Source organism: Amycolatopsis sp. NBRC 101858, from assembly GCF_030269325.1.
Lineage (GTDB): Bacteria > Actinomycetota > Actinomycetes > Mycobacteriales > Pseudonocardiaceae > Amycolatopsis > Amycolatopsis ponsaeliensis.
This window is the reverse complement of the sequence record NZ_BSTD01000004.1, coordinates 1030493-1046450: the sequence shown is the minus strand read 5'-3', so window position 1 is coordinate 1046450 and position 15958 is coordinate 1030493. Positions and strand designations below refer to the sequence as shown.

Below are 15958 nucleotides of genomic sequence, written 5' to 3'. Positions count from 1 at the left end.
CGGGCGCGGTCGTGGCTAGGGTTCACGGCGTGGTGAGTGGCGAGATGAGCGTCGGATCCGGTGGCTCGCTGGAGGGCCGGGTCGCGGTGGTGACCGGAGTCAGCCGCCGCGCGGGCATCGGTTTCGCGGTGGCCAGGGAGATGCTGGCAGCGGGCGCCTCGGTGCTCGTGCATTCGTGGTCCCCGCACGACGCGGAACAGCCATGGGGAACCGACCCTGCCGGCGATGCCGGAATCGTGGAACTGCTCGGCGGTGAGGGGCACCGGCTGCGGCACATCGCGGCCGACTTCGCCGACCCGCAGGCGCCCGGGCTGGTGGTGGGCGCCGCCGCGGAGGCGTTCGGCGCGGTCGATGTGGTGGTCGCCAACCACGCTCGAAGCTCAAACCAGAGCCTCACCGACGTCACCGCCGCCGAGCTGGACCTGACCTGGGCGGTGAACGCCCGCGCGAGCGTGCTGCTGACCCAGGCCTTCGCCGCCGCTCACGACGACGAGCGCTCCGGCGGGCGGATCATCTTGTTCACCTCCGGTCAGCACCTGGCGCCGATGAGCCAGGAGCTGCCGTACGCGATCAGCAAGGGCGCGATCCACCAGATGACCCTCAGCCTGTCCGACGCACTGGCCGACCGGGGGATCACGGTCAACACGCTCAACCCCGGACCGGTCGACACCGGATGGGCGGAGCCGGATCTCACCGAACGCGTCGGGCGTGCCCTGCCCGCGGGACGGTGGGGCAGCCCGGCCGAAGTGGCCCGGCTCGTCCGGTGGCTGGCCTCCGACGACAGCCAGTGGATCACCGGTCAGGTCATCAATGCCGAGGGCGGCTTCCGGCGCTGGGTCACGTGACCCGCGCTTGCCTCGCCGGCAAGAGTGAGTGTACAGTCACTCACATGACGAAACGCGGTGCCACGCTCTCCACCTCCGACGCCCGGCGGGACGTCGTCGTCGACGCCGCCATCGCCGAATTCGCCAAAAGCGGGTACCACAGCACGCCGATCAGTGCCGTGGCCGCGAAGGCCGACATCTCCCCCGCCTACGTCTTCAAGTTGTTCCCCGGCAAGGTTTCCCTCTTCGTCGCCGCGCTCGATCGGTGCTACGAGCTCGTCGCGCACGCGCTGTCGAACGGGGCCGCACGCGCCGATGGCGAAGACCCCGACAAGATCCTCTACGCGATGGGTGGCGCCTACGCCGAGCTCATCGCCGACCGGAACCTGCTCATGCTGCAGGTGCACGCCCAGTCGGCCGCCGACACGCCCGAGATCGCCGACGCCCTGCGGCGCGGCCTGGCGAAGGTCACCGAACTCGCCCTCGAACGCTCCGGCGCCGATGGCGAACAGGTCCAGCGCTTCATCGCCTACGGCCAGCTCTGCCACCTCATCGCCACCCTCGACCTCGACGAGCGCACCGGCGACTGGGCTGCCGTGCTCGCCGCCGGCATCCGCCACCCCGGCAAAAACTGACCCCGACCAGCAAGTCCTTTTGCACGCTCATCGAGTGATTGACCAGTCACTCACACCTCGGAAGGAAAGCACCATGACCACCACCACCGAAATCGTCCTCCCCGGCCTCGTCGAGCCGGACGGCCTGCGCGTCGAGCACCGCGAGCTGCCGCGGCCCGGCGCCGGCGAAGCCCTCGTCCGCGTCGAGGCGAGCGGGATCTCCTTCGCCGAACAGCAGATGCGCCGCGGGAAGTACTACGACCAGCCGCCGTTCCCGTTCGTGCCCGGGTACGACGTCGTCGGCACCGTCCTCGAAGCCGAGGACCCGGCGCTGGTCGGGCGGCGCGTGGCCGCCATGACCAAGATCGGCGGCTGGAGCAGCCACCTCGTCGTCCCCGCCGCCGACCTGGTCCCGGTGCCGGCCGGGCTGGACGCCGCCGAGGCCGAGACGTTCGTGGTCAACGGCATCACGGCGTACCAGATGCTCCACCGGATCGCGAAAGTCAAGGCCGGCGGCCGGATCCTCGTCCACGGCGCGAGCGGCGGCGTCGGCACCACGCTCGTCCAGCTCGCCCGGGCCGCCGGGATCGAGGTGATCGGGACCGCCTCGGCCCGCAACCTCGACGTCGTCAGCGCGCTCGGCGCGACCGCCATCGACTACCGCGGCGACGTCCCGGCCCAGGTCCGCGAGCTCGCGCCGGGCGGGGTCGACGCCGTCTTCGACCACGTCGGCGGCCCCGGCATCGTCGACTCCTTCCGGCTGCTGGCTCCCGGCGGGACGCTGGTCGCCTACGGCAGCGCGTCCACGAAGGACACCGGGGGCAACCCGAAGCCGGCGGTGCTGAAGCTGGTCGCCCGGCTGCTGTGGTGGCAGGCGCTGCCGAACCGGCGCCGGACGCACTTCTACAACGTCTGGGGCGGCAAGCGGAACCTCACCCGGTTCCGCGCGCGCCTGGCCGAGGACCTGACGGCCGTCTTCGACTTGGCGGCGAAGGGACAGCTCGAGGCGCAGGTCGCGGCGCGGATCCCGCTGGCCGAAGCCGCGAAAGCGCTGACCCTGGCCGAATCCGGCACCGTCACCGGCAAGGTCGTGCTCGTCCCCTGAACACACCGAAGGCCACCACGGTGAGCGTGGTGGCCTTCGGGAAACGCGAAATCAGTCCGTGCCGAACTCCATCGCGGCGCTGTCGAGCAACTCGTCGTCGTCGGTCTTGCCGCGGGACGCGATCACCTGGGCGCCGCCCTCGGGCATCGCGCCGATCAGGCCGGTCGAGGCCGCCTGGGCGGCGCCGATCAGCTTCGGGTGCGAGTTCCCGCCGACCATGCCGATGCTCGCGTACTGCTCGAGCTTGGCCCGCGAGTCCGCGATGTCGAGGTTGCGCATGGTCAGCTGGCCGATCCGGTCGACCGGGCCGAACGCCGAGTCCTCGGTCCGCTCCATCGACAGCTTGTCCGGGTGGTAGCTGAACGCCGGGCCGGTGGTGTCCAAGATGGAGTAGTCCTCGCCGCGGCGCAGCCGCAGCGTGACCTCGCCGGTGATCGCGGTGCCGACCCAGCGCTGCAGCGACTCGCGCAGCATCATCGCCTGCGGGTCCAGCCAGCGGCCTTCGTACATCAGCCGGCCGAGCTGCCGCCCGTGGTTGTGGTAGCTGGCGAGGGTGTCCTCGTTGTGGATGGCGTTGACGAGCCGCTCGTAGGCCGCGTGCAGCAGCGCCATGCCCGGCGCCTCGTAGATGCCGCGGCTCTTGGCCTCGATGATCCGGTTCTCGATCTGGTCGGACATGCCCAGGCCGTGGCGGCCGCCGATGGCGTTGGCCTCCAGCACCAGGTCCACGGCGGAGGCGAACTCCTTGCCGTTGAGCGTCACCGGCCGGCCCTGCTCGAACCCGACGGTCACGTCTTCGGCGGCGATCTCGACCTCGGGGTCCCAGAACGCCACGCCCATGATGGGCTTGACGATCTCGATGCCGGTGTCCAGGTGCTCCAGCGACTTCGCCTCGTGCGTGGCGCCCCAGATGTTGGCGTCGGTCGAGTAGGCCTTCTCGGTGCTGTCGCGGTAGGGCAGGTCGTGGGCCAGCAGCCACTCCGACATTTCCTTGCGGCCGCCGAGCTCGGTGACGAAGTCCGCGTCGAGCCACGGCTTGTAGACGCGCAGGGAGGGGTTGGCCAGCAGGCCGTAGCGGTAGAACCGCTCGATGTCGTTGCCCTTGTAGGTGGAGCCGTCGCCCCAGATCTGGACGTCGTCCTCGAGCATGGCGCGCACCAGCAGCGTGCCGGTGACCGCGCGGCCGAGCGGGGTGGTGTTGAAGTAGCTGCGGCCACCGGTGCGGATGTGGAACGCCCCGCAGGTCAGCGCCGCGAGCCCTTCTTCGACGAGGGCTTCCTTGCAGTCGACCAGCCGCGCGATCTCGGCGCCGTACTGCCCGGCCCGCCCGGGCACCGAGTCGATGTCGGGCTCGTCGTACTGGCCGATGTCGGCGGTGTAGGTGCAGGGGACCGCGCCTTTGTCGCGCATCCACGCGACCGCTACGGAAGTGTCGAGGCCACCGGAGAAGGCGATACCGACACGCTCGCCGACGGGCAGGGAAGTGAGCACCTTGGACATGCGAATGATTATGCACGGCCATGCATCGTCGTGCAATCCGGGGTGCCCGGGGTCACGGAAACCGCGTTGACGTGCGTGGTTCGGTGGATCCATGCGGATGCACGCCGGCGAGCACGCCATCGACACGGCGCTGGTCAGGCGGCTGCTGCGGGCCCAGTACCCGCGCTGGGCGGACCTCCCGATCACGCCCCTCGCCTCCGACGGCACGGTCAACGCCGTGTACCGCCTGGGCGACGACCTGACGGTCCGGCTCCCGCTCACGGCGGGCGGCGCCGGCGATGTGACGAAGGAACACCGCATCCTGAGCGCGCTCCACGGGCTGCCGGTGGCGGTCCCCTCCGTCGAGGCGGTCGGCGAACCCGCCGAGGGTTATCCGTGGCCGTGGGCGGTGCACCGCTGGCTCGACGGCTCACCCGCGCTCGAGGGCAGCCCAATCCGGCCCGAAGACCTCGCGGAGTTCGTGCTCGCGCTGCGGACGACGACAGCCGCCGGTCCCCTGGCCTACCGCGGCGGCTCCCTGACCGCACTCGACCGCGCGACCCGGGCCGCGATCGGAGAACTGAGCCGCACCGACGAGCCCTTCGACCCGGACACCGCTCTCGCGGTCTGGAGCGAGGCGCTGGAAGCACCCACCGGCGCGGAGTGCTGGGTCCACGGGGACCTCATGCCGAGCAACCTGCTGCTCCACAATGGACGCCTGACGGCGGTGCTCGACTGGGCCACCGCGGGCCCCGGCGACCCGGCCTGCGATCTCATCCCGGCGTGGAACCTGCTGACCGCGCCGGCCCGCGAGGTCTTCCGCGACGTCCTCGGCGCAGACGACGCGGCCTGGTCCCGCGGCCGCGGCCGGGCGTTGTCCATGGCCGTGATCCAGCTGCCGTACTACCGGCACACGAACCCGGTCATCTCGGCCAACGCCCGGTACGTCCTCACCGAACTCGGCTGCCGCTCATAGCTCAGCTCGGCAGCAGCGCCGGGGCCGCGAGGCGAGTGGCGTTGGCGGCCTCGTCGTCCGGGGCCTCCTGCGCCGACCGCTCGGCCTCGACCCGGGCGAGGTAGTTCGCCACCTCGCGGTCGACCCGGTGCGCATCCCAGCCCAGCAGCGGGGCGATCAGCCCGGCGACCACCGGGGCCGCCGCCACGCCGCGGTCGCGTTCCTCGATCGAGATGCGCGTCCGCCGGGTCAGGACGTCCTCGAGGTGCAGCGCGCCCTCGTGCGACACCGCGTAAACCGCTTCCACACGAAGGTATTCCGACGTGTCCGTGATCGGCGCGGCCAGCGAAGGCTCCTTCTCGATCAGCTCGACGAGGTTCCAGATCCGCGTGCCGTAGCGCTGCAGCAGGTGCTCGACGCGCGGCAGCGGCAGCCCCGTCTTCGCAGCGACCGAAACGCGGTCGGCCCACAGCTCGTGGTACCCCTCGGCGCCGGCGATCGGCAGCCGGTCGGTCCACGACGGCGGGGCCGGGCGGCCCAGCTCCTCGACCACGACGTCGACCGCGTCCGCGGCCATCACCCGGTACGTCGTGTACTTGCCGCCGGCCACGATCACCAGGCCCGGCACCGGGTGCGCCACCGCGTGCTCCCGCGACAGCTTCGTCGTCGCGGCCGCCTTCGCCGCGAGCAGCGGGCGCAGTCCCGCGTAGACGCCCTCGATGTCGTCGTGCGTCACCGGCGTCCGGAGCACGGCGTTGAGGTGCTCCAGCACGTAGTCGACGTCCGCGCGGCTCGCCGCCGGGTGCTCGCGGTCGAGGTCCCACTCCGTGTCGGTGGTGCCGACGAGCCAGTGCTTGCCCCACGGGATGACGAACAGCACGCTCTTCTCGGTGCGCAGGATCAGCCCGGTGTCCAGGTCGATCTTCTCGCGCGGCACCACCAGGTGGATGCCCTTCGACGCGCGCACGGTGAACGGCGCGGGGATCCCGGCCGCCTCCGCCATGTCGTCGCTCCAGACGCCGGTCGCCGCCACCACGGTGCGAGCGCGCACCTCGATTTCGGCGCCGCTCTCGCGGTCCACGACCTTCGCCCCGACGACGCGCTCGCCGTCGCGCAGCAGCGACGTCACGCGAGCCCGCGTCAGCACCGAAGCGCCCTGCTCGGCGGCCGTCCGCGCGATCGTCATCGTGTGGCGGGCGTCGTCGACCTGGGCGTCGTAGTACTGGATCGCGCCGATCAGCGCGTCGTCGGCCAGGCCGGGCGCCACCTTGGCGGCCCCGCGCTTGGACAGGTGCCGGTGCCGCGGCAGCGCCCGGGCTCCGCCGAGCGTGTCGTACAGCGTGACGCCGGCGCCGATGTAGCCGCGCTCCCACACCCGGTGCTTCAGCGGCACCAGGAACTTGACCGGCCGCACCAGGTGCGGGGCCAGCGTCTGCAGCAGCAGCCCGCGTTCCTTGAGCGCTTCGCGCACCAGCTTGAAGTCCAGCTGCTCCAGGTAACGCAGGCCGCCGTGGATCAGCTTGGACGACCGGCTGGACGTGCCGGCGGCGAAGTCGCGGGCCTCGACCAGCGCGACGGACAACCCGCGCGACGCCGCGTCGAGCGCGACCCCGGCGCCGGTCACTCCCCCGCCGACGACCAGGACGTCGACCTCTTCGCGCACCAGTTTCCGCAGTGCGTCCGCGCGGTACTGCGGGGAAAGTGCTGTCACGGTGTTCCTCCTCATCATCACTCCACGGCCCTCATTCGACGTCCACCCAGTCGAGCGTCCGGCCGACGGCCTTCTGCCAGCCCGCGTAGCCCTCGGCACGCTGTTCTTCCGTCCACGACGGCTGCCAGCGCTTGTCCTCGTTCCAGTTCCGCTCGAGCTCGTCGGTCGACCGCCAGAAGCCGACGGCCAGCCCGGCCGCGTAGGCGGCGCCGAGCGCGGTGGTCTCGGCGACGACCGGCTTCGACACCGGGACGCCGAGGATGTCCGCCTGCAGCTGCATGCACAGCTCGTTCGCGGTGACGCCGCCGTCCACGCGCAGCACGTCGAGGGTGACGCCCGAGTCGTTCTGCATGGCTTCGACGACGTCGCGGGTCTGGTAGCAGATCGCTTCCAGGGTCGCCCGCGCCAGATGAGCGTTGGTCGTGGCGCGGGTGAGCCCGACGATCGCGCCGCGGGCGTCCGAGCGCCAGTACGGCGCGAACAGTCCCGAGAACGCCGGGACGAAGTAGATGCCGCCGTTGTCCTCGACCTGGCGGGCCAGGCTTTCGCTCTGCGACGCGCCGCTGATGATGCCGAGCTGGTCGCGCAGCCACTGCACGGCCGACCCGGTGACGGCGATCGACCCTTCCAGCGCGTACACCGGCTTGTCGTCGCCGAACTGGTAGCACAGGGTGGTGAGCAGGCCGTGCTTCGAGCGAACCAGCTCGTGGCCGGTGTTGAGCAGCAGGAAGTTGCCGGTGCCGTAGGTGTTCTTGGCCTCGCCGGGCCGGAAGCAGACCTGCCCGACGGTCGCCGCCTGCTGGTCGCCGAGGACGCCGGTGATCGGCACCTCGCCGCCGAGCGGGCCGTCCGCGCGGGTGGTGCCGAAGAAGCCGGGGTCCGACGACGGCCGGATCTTCGGCAGCATCTGCCGCGGGACGCCGAAGAACGACAGCAGCTCGTCGTCCCAGTCGAGGGTTTCGAGGTCCATCAGCATGGTGCGCGACGCGTTGGTCGGGTCGGTGACGTGGACGCCGCCGTCCGGGCCGCCGGTGAGGTTCCAGATGAGCCACGAGTCGGTGGTGCCGAAGAGGGCGTCACCCAGCTCGGCGTCTTCGCGCACGCCGTCGACGTTTTCGAGGATCCACTGCAGCTTGCCGCCGGAGAAGTACGTCGCGGGCGGGAGGCCGGCCTTGCGGCGGATGACGTCGCCCTTGCCCTCGCGCTCCAATGCGGAGGCGATCCGGTCGGTGCGGGTGTCCTGCCAGACGATCGCGTTGTGGTACGGGCGGCCGGTGCGGCGGTTCCACACGACGGTGGTCTCGCGCTGGTTGGTGATGCCGAGCGCGGCGAGGTCACCCGCGGTCAGGTTGGCCTTGTTCAGCGCGGTCGCGATGACCGAGCGGGTGCGTTCCCAGATCTCGGTGGCGTCGTGCTCGACCCAGCCCGGCTTGGGCAGGATCTGCTCGTGCTCGAGCTGGTGGCGGGCGATCTCGTTACCGCCGTGGTCGAAGATCATGAAGCGGGTGCTGGTGGTGCCCTGGTCGACGGCACCGACGAAGTCCGGCATGGTCGTGCTCCTTCTCAGGCGGCGGTCTCGAAGTCCTTGGCGGGCATGGCGTCCAGCGGGTCCCCGGCGGGCAGGTGGCGCTCGATGAGGAACTTGTAGATCCCGCCGCCGATCACCGCCCCGACGACGGGCGCCACGATCGGGATCCACCAGTAGGGGAAGCCGTACTGGTCGGACCACGCCGTGTCGTAGCCGGTCAGCCAGGAGGCCAGGCGCGGGCCGAAGTCGCGGGCCGGGTTGATCGCGTAGCCGGCGTTGGTGCCCCAGGCCATGCCGATCGCGACGACGAGGAAGCCGACGACGACCGGGGCCAGGTTCGCGCCCGGCGAGGTGTTGCGGAGGTCGGTGATGGCGAAGATCACCAGGACGAGGATCGCGGTGCCGATGATCTGGTCGCGGAAGGCGCCCCAGTCACCCACCGGGAGCGTGCCGTTACCCGGGAGGGTGGAGAACACGCCCTGGGTCTTGATCGTGAGACCGGGGTCCTTGGCATTGAGCACTTCGGTGTAGTTCCAGCGCACGAGCAGCGCGGCGAGGAACGCGCCGGCGGTCTGGGCCAGGGCGTAGGGGGCGACCTTGCGCCATTCGAAGCCCTTGAAGACCGCGAGGGCGACGGTCACGGCCGGGTTCAGGTGCGCGCCGCTGATCCGCGAAGCGACGTAGACACCGAGCGTGACACCGAGGCCCCAGGCCCAGGCGATGCTGTCGTGGTCCCCGATGCCCGCGGCGGCGACCTGCGCCACCACCCCGCACCCGAACAGGATGAGGATCATCGTCCCCACGAACTCGGCGGCCATCTCGCCGGCGAGTCCGTGGGCCTTGAGGTTTCGCACCATTGCTTCCTCCACAAAGGACCATTCATTCCCCCTGGTGAGTGAAAGTTAAGTTCGCGAAAACACCCGGTCAACGCGGCCGGGTCGGCATTGTCGAACGCGCGGGGACGATGTTCGACATTGTCGAATCGGAGCCGGTCGGGCTAGGGTCACCGGCGTGCCGGGTCCGATCCAGTCCATCGAGCGCGCCGCCGCGATCCTCAAGCTGCTGGCGCGCGGCTCGGGTCGCCTGGGGGTCGGCGAGATCGCCGAATCCCTCGAACTGGCCAAGGGGACGGCCCACGGCATCCTGCGGACGCTGCAGGGCGTCGGGTTCGTCGAGCAGGACCGCGACACGGGCAAGTACCAGCTCGGGGCCACGCTGCTGCACCTGGGAACGAGCTACCTGGACGTCAACGAGCTGCGGTCCCGCGCGATCAACTGGGCCGACGCGCTGGCGTCCCGCAGCGGCGAGGCGGTCCGGATCGGCGCGCCGCTGGAGGGCCGGGTGCTGGTCGTGCACCACGTGTTCCGCCCGGACGACAGCCTGCAGACCCTGGACGTCGGTACCCTGCTGCCCCTGCACGCGACGGCGCTGGGCAAGGTCCTGCTGGCCTACGACACGACGTTGAAGGCGACGCCGGAGCCGTACACGCGCCGCACGCTGGTCACCCAGACGGCGATCAAGCGCGCGTGTGCGAAGGTACGCGAGGCGGGCTGGGCGGAGGAGAACGGCGAGATGATCTCCGGCGAGGCGGGCATCGCGGCCCCGATCCGCGGCCACGGCGGCATCGTGGTCGGCGCGATCGGCGTGTCGGGAGCGGTCGAGCGCATCTGCGAGCACGACGGCAGCCCCAACCCCCGGCTGCTGGGCCACGTCCGCGACGCGGCGCGCGCGGTTTCGCGGGACCTGGGCGCGTCCCGATGGTGAGGGAGGGACCCGGCATGAACCCACGACGCCCCGGGGCCTTGCGGCGAGCCGGTCGCGGCACCGTGGTCACCGGCCGCCCCGCGTGCGGCACCTCCGGCCCAGCTACACGCGAGCCCGCCGGCAGTGCCCTCGGAGCCGGCAGCACCGCACCCGAACGCCGCCCGGCACCCGCCCACCGCGCGGTCCGGGCCGGCGGCGCCACGCCCGCTCGCAGCCGGGCGGTTGCCGGCCCGGTCGGGCGACCCGGCTGCACCACGCACGACGGCTCCGGCCGCGCCTGCCGCACCGCGCCCCTGCCCGATCCCGCGCCGGCGGCCCCGGGCAAGCCCGATCCGAAGGAGGTGGGCACGTGGTCCAGCGGTACGTGATGTCCGTCGACCAGGGCACCACCTCCACCCGGTGCATCCTGTTCGACGCGCGCGGCCGGCTCGTCTCCGTCGTGCAGCGGGAACACCAGCAGCACTTCCCGCGCCCCGGCTGGGTCGAGCACGACGCCGTCGAGATCTGGCGGAACCTCTCGCGGATCGTCCCCCAGGCCCTGGCCGACGCCGGCGCCACCGCGGAACAGGTCGTCGGCCTCGGGATCGCCAACCAGCGGGAGACCACCGTCCTCTGGGACCGGCACACCGGCAACCCGATCGGGCGGGCCATCGTCTGGCAGGACACCCGCACCGACGCCATGCTCGAACAGCTGGCCCGCGAACCCGGCGCCGACCGCGTCCGGCAGCTGTGCGGCCTCCCGCTGGCGACCTACTTCTCCGCGCCGCGGATCCGCTGGCTGCTCGAACGCACGCCCGGCCTGCGCGAACGCGCCGAACGCGGCGACGTCCTCTTCGGCACCATCGAGAGCTGGCTGATCTGGAACCTCACCGGCGGCGCCGAGGGCGGCGTGCACATCACCGACGTCACCAACGCCTCGCGCACCATGCTGATGAACCTGCGCACCCTCAACTGGGACGACGAGCTCCTCGACTTCTTCGACGTCCCGCGCGCGATGCTCCCGGAGATCCGCTCCTCCACCGAGGTCTACGGGACCACGTCCCGGGTCGTGCCCGGCATCCGGATCGCGGCGGCGCTCGGCGACCAGCAGGCCGCGTTGTTCGGCCAGACCTGCTTCGCGCCCGGCGAGGCGAAGTGCACGTACGGCACCGGCAGCTTCCTGCTGCTCAACACCGGCTCGACGCCCGTCCTCTCCACCCACGGCATGCTCACCACCGTCGGCTTCAAGATCGGCGACGAGCCGGCGGTGTACGCCCTCGAAGGGTCGATCGCCGTCACCGGGTCGCTGGTCCAGTGGTTCCGCGACGGCCTCGAACTGATCGGCAGCGCCCCCGAGATCGAGACGCTCGCCCGGACGGTCGAGGACAACGGCGGCTGCTACATCGTCCCCGCGTTCTCCGGGCTGTTCGCGCCGCACTGGCACAGCGAGGCCCGCGGGGTGATCGCCGGGCTGACGTCGTACATCACCAAGGGCCACCTGGCACGGGCGGTGCTGGAGGCGACCGGCTGGCAGACCCGCGAGGTCGTCGACGCGATGAACGCCGACTCGGGCCTGGCCCTGAAGACGCTCAAGGTCGACGGCGGGATGACCGCGGACAACCTGCTGATGCAGTGCATCGCGGACGTCCTCGACGTGCCGGTGGTCCGCCCGATGGTGGCCGAGACGGTGTCGCTCGGCGCGGCGTACGCGGCCGGGCTGTCGGTCGGGTACTGGCCGGACCTGGAGGGGCTGCGGCGCAACTGGCACCGGGCCGGGCAGTGGCTGCCCGCGATGGACCCGGCCCGCCGCGACTCCGAATACGCGCACTGGCGCCAGGCGGTCGAGCTGACGTTCGGGTGGATGCGCCCGGGCCCGGCCGCGGCCCCGCCCGGGTCCGATCTGGTCGAGGTGCTGCTGGCCGACCACCGCCGGTTCGAGCAGCTGTTCCGGGACCTGCGCAACACCGAGGCCGACCGCCCGGCCCTGGTCGCGGAGCTGGCCGCCCTGCTGGTCGCCCACGCGACGGCGACCGAGCGGATCGTCCGCCCGGACTCCCCCGGCGTCCCGTTCGCCGGCGACCTCCTGGCGGTCCTCGAAGAAAGCGACTTCGACAAGACGTTGCTGCGCCTGGAGAACATCGTGGACGCGCACGTCCGCGGCGAGGAACGCGGGCTGCTCAACGACCTGCGCCGCACGATGTCCACATCGGACCGCACGGGCCTGGGCCGCGCGTTCGTGGCGGAGCGCCGCCGCCAGCTCGACCTCGGCTGCGGCAACGCCGACCACATCCGCGCCCTCGGCGACCGCCTGACGCTCTAGAGGTAGCCGGGGAAGGGTTGCGCGCCCAGGAAGACCGCGCCCGCGGCGTCGTACATGCCTTCCGTCAGGAACGCGTGCTGCGGGACCACCGCCGCGTCGCGCAGGTGGCGCTGCAGCGGGTGGTCCGCCTCGATCGCCGACGTGCCGCCCAGCGTGTACGCCGCGCGCACCACGTCGAAGCCGACGCGGGCCGCGTGCGCCGCCGCCAGGCGCAGCAGGCTCACCTGCTCCGGGGCCGGTGTTCCCGCCGACGCCGCTTCCCAGGCCTCCTCGGTGGCCTCGTAGAAGAACGCGCGCACCGAACGGAGGTCCGCTTCGGCCTTCGCGAGCGCGATCCGGGCGTACGCGCGGTCGGCGAGCACCGGGCCGCCGGTCAGCCCGGTGCGGCCCGCGCCGAACGCCGTCACGTGGTTCAGCGCCGCCCGCGCGATGCCGAGGTTGACCACCGCGAGCACCTGCGACGCGTACGCGAGCACCGGGTAACGGTAGAGCGGCTCGTCGATCGTGCTGCCGCCGCCGCGGACGAACGTCCACTCCGCCGGCACGACGACGTCGTCCACCCGCAGGTCGTGGCTGCCGGTGCCGCGCATCCCCACCGCGTCCCAGGTTTCGACCACCTCGGCCCGCGCCGCCGGCAGGACCGCGGTGCGCGGCCGGCCCGCGCCGCCCGTCCCGATGCCGACGCCGAGGTAGTCGGCGGCGAGGCAGCCGCTGGCCAGGCGCCACTGCCCGCGGACGCGGAACCCGCCCGGCACCTCCTCGGCCGGCTGCACGGGGAAGAGCGCGCCGGCGAAGACGAGGTCCGGGCCGTCGGCGTAGAGGCGCTCCTGCGTCTCCGGGGGCAGCGCCGCGAGGTAGACGCCCGACGAGCCGAAGCTCGCGACCCAGCCGGCGGATCCGTCCACTTCGGACATCCGCTCGACCATCCGGAGGAACTCCGCGGGCGGCCGGGCGTCACCGCCGAAGCGTTTCGGGGTGCTCGCGCGGTAGAAGCCGGCGAGGCGGAACTTGTCGACGACGTCCCGCGGCACGTGCCGCCGCCGGGTGAACTCCCCGGCCCGGCGCGCCACCTCCGCCAGCGCTGCGTCGAAGGCCGGCGAAGTCCCCCAGGTTGGCGCCATCCGGCCAGGGTAGCCGGTCAGGACACCGACGGACGGCTGCTTTCCCGCACCACCAGCTCGGCCTCGACCGTCGTGCGCGGCAGCGGCACCACCCCGTCGATCGCGGCGGTGAGCACCACCAGCGTCTGCCGGCCGGCCGCGAGGAAGTCCTGGCGGATCGTCGTCAGCGGGGGCGCGAAGTAGGCCGCCTCGGGGACGTCGTCGAAGCCGACGACGTGGGCGTCGCGCGGGACCCGCACCCCGGCTTCGGCGAACGCCGCGAGCAGCCCGAGGGCCATGTGGTCGTTGGCGGTGAACACCGCGCACATCCGGACTTCGACCGCGAGCGACTGCCCGGCCCGGTAGCCGGACCGCGCCGACCAGTCGCCGCGGACCACCGGCGGCACGTCCGCGCCGTGCCGCTCCAGGGTCTCGCGCCAGCCGCGCTCGCGGGCGCGTGCGATCGGCGCGTCCTCCGGGCCGCCGACGTGCCAGACGGTCGAATGGCCCATTTCGAGGAGGTGCTCGGTGGCCCGCCTCGCGCCGTCGTACTGGTCCGCGGCCGCCGCCGGGACGAGCGGGACGCCGACGACCGGCGGGTGCTCGGCGAACAGGTGCGGGTCGAGCAGGACGATGCCCACCACGCCCTGCAGCCGCAGGCCGGCCACCGCGGCCGGTACGGCGGAGCGGCCGCGCCCCGGCACGCTGAAGACGACGAGGGCGTACCCGACTTCCCGGGCGGCGGCGCGCAATCCGTTGAGGACCGGCCCCGACGCGGCGGTTCCCGTGGCGATCACCCCGAGCGTGCCCTGCCGGACCGGGGTGCGGAGGGGACCTGCGTCGTCCACGGGCATGGCGCCGATGTTAACGATCACACGGGCAGACGTGAACTTCCTTCACTTTCCATAAATAACGAAACGGTAACGCGAGTAGGACGCGGTGAACCGGCCTCGAACCGGAGCCGTTTCAGCCAATGCCGGAACCAGTGACACCAGGCGCGGTTCCCCGATTCCCGCGCCCCGCGGTGGCACTCCCCCGGGTTCCGCGCGCCTCCCCATCGGGCACGCAGATGCACTCCGTCGTGCCCGGAAAACCGAAGAAGGTGACCATGCCCCGGAAAACCTCCCCCGCCACGGGCAGACATCGCATCAGCCGCCGCACCAAGATCGCGACCGGCGGTCTCGCCCTCGCGCTCGCGGTCGGCGGCATCGTCGTCGCGACCACGGCCGGCCGCACCGGCGAGGCCAGCGCGGATCCCGCCGACGCGTCGTTCTTCCTCGACATCGCGAAGGTGCCAGCCGGTGTTAACGTGAACAAGGCGCTGCAGGGCAAGGGTGCGCGCGGCACGTTCACCGTGGACTGCGGGCGCAACGAAAACCAGCACTTCAACCCCGACAACTTCATCGCCCAGCCCGGCATCAAGAACGGCGCCCAGCACCTGCACGACTACGTCGGCAACCTTTCGACGAACGCCGACTCGAACAACAAGAGCCTGGCGAAAGCCGGTACCACCTGCAAGAACGGCGACAAGTCCGCCTACTTCTGGCCCGTCGTCCGCATCGACACCGGCGAAGAGGAAGAGCAGAACCCGCCCGCCACGCAGCCGGACCGCGCCGGGAGCGCGAGCGACAAGGCGAGCAGCCAGGTCGACTGCCCGGACGTCGCGAGCAAGCTCCCCGACGTCCCGGACCAGGCCATGGACGAGGTGAACCGCAACCTCGACCTGCTCGACAAGCAGATCGACGAGGCCAACGCGCGGATCGCCAAGGGTGACCTGAAGACCCCGCAGGACATCCAGAACGCCGTGGTGGGCCCGCTGAAGGACAAGCGCGCCGCGACGATCGACCGGATCGCCATCGCGATCGGCCGCCGGGCGGCCAAGCCGACGAACCTCGGCGGGCTCGCGGCGTGCGTGCTCAAGCAGAACGGCCAGGGCGGTCTCGACAACGGCGGGCAGAACAGCACCGGCCAGCCGGCCGAACTGCCCGGCGTCAACGACCAGAACGAGGTGGCCGGCAACGACGGCGAGATCCAGCGCGTCCGCTCGGCGACGATCACGTTCACCAGCGGCGGCGCGAACAAGGTCGTCGCGATGCCGCAGTTCCTCCGGATCCTCTACGGCGACGCCAAGCAGAGCACCAACGGCCCGGCCAACGCCCGCCCCAGCTGGACCTGCACCGGCTTCGAGGACCGGCTGACCGACCACTACCCGATCTGCCCCCAGGGCAGCCGGGTCGAGCGCATCCACGCCTTCCCGAACTGCTGGGACGGCAAGAACATCGACAGCGCGAACCACCGCACGCACATCGTGTTCGCCGACCAGCAGGGCAAGTGCCCGCAGGGGTTCAAGAACGTGCCGCAGCTGGTGATGAAGCTGGTCTACGACATCCCGCACGACATCCAGGTCAAGGGCCAGTACAAAGTGGACGCCTTCCCGCAGGAGAGCCACAACCCGCGCTCGGACCACGACGACTTCGCGAACGTCATGGGCCAGCGGCTGATGAACCAGGTCGTCAAGTGCATCAACAGCGGTCAGCGCTGCAAGCAGTGACCCGTAGTCGTGAGGGGAACCGGGCGGG

At 71.7% G+C, this 15958-nt stretch carries 13 protein-coding genes; 7 read left to right on the top strand and 6 right to left on the bottom strand.

Features of this window, described 5'->3' with window-relative positions; genetic code table 11:
* Positions 1-44: 44 nt before the first annotated feature.
* The 3 genes from QSK39_RS33610 to QSK39_RS33600 all read left to right on the top strand — a co-directional run bounded on the left by QSK39_RS33610 (position 45) and on the right by QSK39_RS33600 (position 2543).
* Entirely contained in the window at positions 45-845 is an 801-nt protein-coding gene (locus QSK39_RS33610) for an SDR family oxidoreductase (protein WP_285481882.1), read from the top strand.
* Positions 846-889: 44 nt separating this feature from the next.
* Complete coding sequence (locus tag QSK39_RS33605) at positions 890-1459, top strand: TetR/AcrR family transcriptional regulator (protein ID WP_285481881.1); 570 nt, start codon at positions 890-892, stop codon at positions 1457-1459.
* Between the two features lie 73 nt (positions 1460-1532).
* The gene (locus tag QSK39_RS33600) at positions 1533-2543 is read left to right on the top strand and encodes a medium chain dehydrogenase/reductase family protein (RefSeq protein WP_285481880.1); all 1011 of its coding nucleotides are present in this window, start codon (positions 1533-1535) and stop codon (positions 2541-2543) included.
* 51 nt (positions 2544-2594) lie between these two features.
* Here QSK39_RS33600 and argG read toward each other — a convergent pair whose 3' ends face one another.
* Positions 2595-4043 carry an argininosuccinate synthase gene (gene argG, locus QSK39_RS33595; RefSeq protein ID WP_285481879.1) on the bottom strand — a complete coding sequence of 483 codons (1449 nt, stop codon included), beginning with the start codon at positions 4041-4043 and terminating at the stop codon, positions 2595-2597.
* A 91-nt stretch (positions 4044-4134) separates the two neighbouring features.
* On the opposite strand from argG, the gene QSK39_RS33590 reads away from it, so the two are divergent.
* Positions 4135-4998, top strand: coding sequence for an aminoglycoside phosphotransferase family protein (locus tag QSK39_RS33590; protein WP_285481878.1), 864 nt, complete (start codon positions 4135-4137; stop codon positions 4996-4998).
* Position 4999: 1 nt separating this feature from the next.
* On the opposite strand, the gene glpD is transcribed toward QSK39_RS33590, so the two are convergent.
* The 3 genes from glpD to QSK39_RS33575 are packed head-to-tail and all read right to left on the bottom strand — an operon-like array spanning position 5000 to position 9073.
* Complete coding sequence (gene glpD, locus QSK39_RS33585) at positions 5000-6706, bottom strand: glycerol-3-phosphate dehydrogenase (RefSeq protein ID WP_285481877.1); 1707 nt, start codon at positions 6704-6706, stop codon at positions 5000-5002.
* Positions 6707-6719: 13 nt separating this feature from the next.
* On the bottom strand, positions 6720-8237 hold the full coding sequence (gene glpK / locus QSK39_RS33580; RefSeq protein ID WP_285481876.1) for a glycerol kinase GlpK: 1518 nt from the start codon (positions 8235-8237) through the stop codon (positions 6720-6722).
* Positions 8238-8251: 14 nt separating this feature from the next.
* Positions 8252-9073 (bottom strand): MIP/aquaporin family protein, encoded by an 822-nt coding sequence (locus tag QSK39_RS33575; protein WP_285481875.1) that lies wholly within the window; start codon positions 9071-9073, stop codon positions 8252-8254.
* A 154-nt stretch (positions 9074-9227) separates the two neighbouring features.
* Between QSK39_RS33575 and QSK39_RS33570 the strand changes: the two genes are divergently transcribed.
* Positions 9228-9980 carry an IclR family transcriptional regulator gene (locus tag QSK39_RS33570; RefSeq protein ID WP_285481874.1) on the top strand — a complete coding sequence of 251 codons (753 nt, stop codon included), beginning with the start codon at positions 9228-9230 and terminating at the stop codon, positions 9978-9980.
* A 349-nt stretch (positions 9981-10329) separates the two neighbouring features.
* Positions 10330-12279: a glycerol kinase GlpK gene (gene glpK, locus QSK39_RS33565; protein ID WP_285481873.1), complete on the top strand. Its 1950-nt coding sequence runs from the start codon at positions 10330-10332 to the stop codon at positions 12277-12279.
* Here glpK (QSK39_RS33565) and QSK39_RS33560 read toward each other — a convergent pair.
* Together QSK39_RS33560 and QSK39_RS33555 are read right to left on the bottom strand one after the other, a co-directional pair.
* Entirely contained in the window at positions 12276-13400 is a 1125-nt protein-coding gene (locus QSK39_RS33560) for an acyl-CoA dehydrogenase family protein (protein ID WP_285481872.1), read from the bottom strand. The genes glpK (QSK39_RS33565) and QSK39_RS33560 overlap by 4 nt on opposite strands.
* Positions 13401-13417: 17 nt before the next feature.
* The gene (locus QSK39_RS33555) at positions 13418-14233 is read right to left on the bottom strand and encodes a substrate-binding domain-containing protein (RefSeq protein ID WP_285481871.1); all 816 of its coding nucleotides are present in this window, start codon (positions 14231-14233) and stop codon (positions 13418-13420) included.
* Positions 14234-14487: 254 nt separating this feature from the next.
* Here QSK39_RS33555 and QSK39_RS33550 point away from each other — a divergent pair, with 254 nt between their 5' ends.
* Positions 14488-15930 carry a DUF1996 domain-containing protein gene (locus tag QSK39_RS33550; protein ID WP_285481870.1) on the top strand — a complete coding sequence of 481 codons (1443 nt, stop codon included), beginning with the start codon at positions 14488-14490 and terminating at the stop codon, positions 15928-15930.
* Positions 15931-15958 lie beyond the last annotated feature (28 nt).

Bases quoted from the DNA above. Each gene is read 5' to 3' on its own strand.
- QSK39_RS33610 (WP_285481882.1), top strand. From the start codon at position 45: ATGAGCGTCGGATCCGGTGGCTCGCTGGAGGGCCGGGTCGCGGTGGTG.
- QSK39_RS33605 (WP_285481881.1), top strand. From the start codon at position 890: ATGACGAAACGCGGTGCCACGCTCTCCACCTCCGACGCCCGGCGGGAC.
- QSK39_RS33600 (WP_285481880.1), top strand. From the start codon at position 1,533: ATGACCACCACCACCGAAATCGTCCTCCCCGGCCTCGTCGAGCCGGAC.
- argG (WP_285481879.1), bottom strand. From the start codon at position 4,043: ATGTCCAAGGTGCTCACTTCCCTGCCCGTCGGCGAGCGTGTCGGTATC.
- QSK39_RS33590 (WP_285481878.1), top strand. From the start codon at position 4,135: ATGCGGATGCACGCCGGCGAGCACGCCATCGACACGGCGCTGGTCAGG.
- glpD (WP_285481877.1), bottom strand. From the start codon at position 6,706: ATGATGAGGAGGAACACCGTGACAGCACTTTCCCCGCAGTACCGCGCG.
- glpK (WP_285481876.1), bottom strand. From the start codon at position 8,237: ATGCCGGACTTCGTCGGTGCCGTCGACCAGGGCACCACCAGCACCCGC.
- QSK39_RS33575 (WP_285481875.1), bottom strand. From the start codon at position 9,073: ATGGTGCGAAACCTCAAGGCCCACGGACTCGCCGGCGAGATGGCCGCC.
- QSK39_RS33560 (WP_285481872.1), bottom strand. From the start codon at position 13,400: ATGGCGCCAACCTGGGGGACTTCGCCGGCCTTCGACGCAGCGCTGGCG.
- QSK39_RS33555 (WP_285481871.1), bottom strand. From the start codon at position 14,233: ATGCCCGTGGACGACGCAGGTCCCCTCCGCACCCCGGTCCGGCAGGGC.
- QSK39_RS33550 (WP_285481870.1), top strand. From the start codon at position 14,488: ATGCCCCGGAAAACCTCCCCCGCCACGGGCAGACATCGCATCAGCCGC.